4 protein-coding genes are annotated in these 2,283 nt (G+C 56.9%); all 4 read right to left on the reverse strand.

The genetic code is table 11. The annotated features are described in order from the left end of the window. Positions 1 to 349: 349 nt before the first annotated feature. The gene (locus HFD97_RS21925; RefSeq protein WP_167432542.1) at positions 350 to 577 is read right to left on the reverse strand and encodes a hypothetical protein; all 228 of its coding nucleotides are present in this window, start codon (positions 575 to 577) and stop codon (positions 350 to 352) included. Between the two features lie 308 nt (positions 578 to 885). After that, positions 886 to 1,281, reverse strand: a complete 396-nt coding sequence (locus HFD97_RS21930; RefSeq protein ID WP_167432541.1) for a DUF1380 family protein — start codon at positions 1,279 to 1,281, stop codon at positions 886 to 888. Between the two features lie 52 nt (positions 1,282 to 1,333). Further along, positions 1,334 to 1,756 carry a DUF1380 family protein gene (locus HFD97_RS21935; protein WP_167432540.1) on the reverse strand — a complete coding sequence of 141 codons (423 nt, stop codon included), beginning with the start codon at positions 1,754 to 1,756 and terminating at the stop codon, positions 1,334 to 1,336. A 47-nt stretch (positions 1,757 to 1,803) separates the two neighbouring features. Further along, entirely contained in the window at positions 1,804 to 2,241 is a 438-nt protein-coding gene (locus HFD97_RS21940; RefSeq protein ID WP_167432539.1) for an antirestriction protein, read from the reverse strand. Positions 2,242 to 2,283: the final 42 nt, after the last annotated feature.

Here is a 2,283-nt window from a genome sequence, read left to right on the forward strand (position 1 = left end):
GTCAGCGATGGACACCCGCAGGGCAGAGACGGCCTGCCGGCTCTGTGCGCAGCATGACAGCGCGCCCGGACGCCCGGCGGGACAGCATTCTGCCGGCGACAGAGGGCATTTCGGGTCTGAGATGGGGAACGAGTAAGGTATTGATGAGACTTAAATTCAGCGAGCAGCCAGATTTAAAGCCGATGAAGTAAACAGATGCTCGCTGAAAAATTATGCTTGAAGATTGAACCGCAGGACAGCTGGCAGGAGAATCAGGCGCAGCCAGAGAACCGGAGTGAATGGGCCAGTACCCTGTTATTCCTGCCCGGTTAATATCAGCGGACTAACCAGGATACTTCTGTTCGCCAGGTTAATTTACACATACAGAAGACTGAATCAGACCATCATCCATTCTGTCGCATTGTGCTGTTCTGTCCTGATTGCTCCACCATACAGTTGCCGTTCCTGCCAGCACGCCAATCAGACAACCCGTGATAAATCCTTTCCGCGTTTTTACCAAAGCAGCCCCTGCAAATCCGCCACCACAGGCACACAATATAAATACGAAAATGTGCATTACAGCTCGGATCATCTCCATGATTTCTCCCGACTAATTATCAATATTTTCATATCAGCACACCCATTGTTAATGCCCCGGCTCCATGCCAGGTGCAAGTTATGCAGAGTGACCCTGAGTCACACTTTTAGAGCCGTATTTTTATACACTACCCCCCTGTCTGTCATGAATAAAAACCGCTTCTGACAGGTGTTGATTGCACTCTTCTTTTCCCCTGCAGCGGACGGAGGCCGCGCCGTCAGGCGTGCCCTGCCGCCTGCGCGCCGCAGGCGCAGGGGGTTTTGCGCACCAGGAGGGTAGTGGCGGGCCTCCCTCCCCGGCCCCCTTTGTTACTGGTTAATGGCAAGGTATGCGCGCCTGAGTGCCGCCTGAATCGCGTCCGTTTGTCTGCCTGCGCCTGCATCCGGCAGCCTGCCCGCCGCCTGCATCAGTATTTCCAGGTCACCGGCTGACAGGGTCACGGGCCGGCTGCGCTGTCCGGCGGCGTAGCGGATATTATCAGCCAGCTCGCGGAGGGTTTCGGCTCCCACACCCGCCTCGTGCTGCGCATCCCTGTCCCACGTGGCGAGGTCACAGACGATTTCGGCGGCGGTTTCCACCGTTACGTGCTCCTCCCCCATAACCCGTATCACGTCTTCTTTACGCCAGATAATCAGCGTGATTTTCTTATCGCCCTTAAACTGAATTTTCAGGTCGTTACACAGCTGGCTTACGGTTCCGTACATGGTTTTCTCCTTACCGGGGCGGCCCTGCCGCCCCGTGCTGTCAGATATATGTTTATTCGCCGCTCTGCTCTCTCAGCAGCGCGCTGATCCGAAAGAGCGCCGCCGTTTCCGCCGGGAAGCGGCGGGCAGATGCCCCTTCTCCGTTCTGCGCATCCTCAAGCCGCATGAAGTCCCACGCCACCCTGATCGCCGTCTCAAGCGCGGCGGCGGGCACGGTCGCCACGCGGGCCTGTTTTTCCTCCTCGCGGATGTTCTCCAGCACCGCCTGAAGGGTTTCCAGGCTCACGCCATAATCGTGCTGCGCGTCCAGCCCGCTGATTTGCTGCACGATATCAGCGGCGGTTTCTTCCGTTACGCTTTCGTCGTCGAGAACAGCCAGCACATCCTCTTTTGTCCAGACAATCAGCGTCATAAGCTCGTCAGATTTGTAACGCTGTAATAATCGGGCGCAGAGTTCATTAACGGTTCCGTACATGGTTTTTTTCCTTTTAAACAGGGGCGGTATTGCCGCCCCGCTGGTTATCAGTTCAGGGCGCAGAAAATGGCGGCGGCTTCGGGATGGGTTTTCACGCACTCCATCAGCTGGCGGTGGCGCTGGCAGAAATGCGCACTCAGTTCTTCGTCGTCGTGGCGGTCATACAGCCAGCTGCGATGGTTAAGAACCAGCGCCGTGATGATGATCCCCGCCGCACCGGCGCTGATTTCCAGCTCCGTCCAGTGATACGGATTTGAATACATGTAGCGTTCCTCACCTTCCGGCTTCATGTATCCGCCGCCGCCCGGCAGCTGTACGAAGTCCCAGACCGTGCCGTCATAGTTCGCCAGGTAGCGGCTCGCGTAGAGGTACACGTTGTTTTCGGCCTGCGCGTAATCGTGGCCAAACAGGGAAGGCAGAAAACGCAGGCTGACAAAATCGGCCAGAACAGACGCCGGCTGTAAAACGTGGGGTTGTGTGTTCATCAGACATCTCCGCAGTCAGAGGGGGTTAAGGTTCCGGCCTGT

Source organism: Pantoea sp. EKM103V (assembly GCF_011800365.1).
Lineage (GTDB): Bacteria > Pseudomonadota > Gammaproteobacteria > Enterobacterales > Enterobacteriaceae > Pantoea > Pantoea anthophila.

What these genes read in the sequence shown, in the direction of transcription:
- HFD97_RS21940 (WP_167432539.1), bottom strand. Translation starts at nt 2,241, where the DNA reads ATGAACACACAACCCCACGTTTTACAGCCGGCGTCTGTTCTGGCCGAT.
- HFD97_RS21935 (WP_167432540.1), bottom strand. Translation starts at nt 1,756, where the DNA reads ATGTACGGAACCGTTAATGAACTCTGCGCCCGATTATTACAGCGTTAC.
- HFD97_RS21925 (WP_167432542.1), bottom strand. Translation starts at nt 577, where the DNA reads ATGGAGATGATCCGAGCTGTAATGCACATTTTCGTATTTATATTGTGT.
- HFD97_RS21930 (WP_167432541.1), bottom strand. Translation starts at nt 1,281, where the DNA reads ATGTACGGAACCGTAAGCCAGCTGTGTAACGACCTGAAAATTCAGTTT.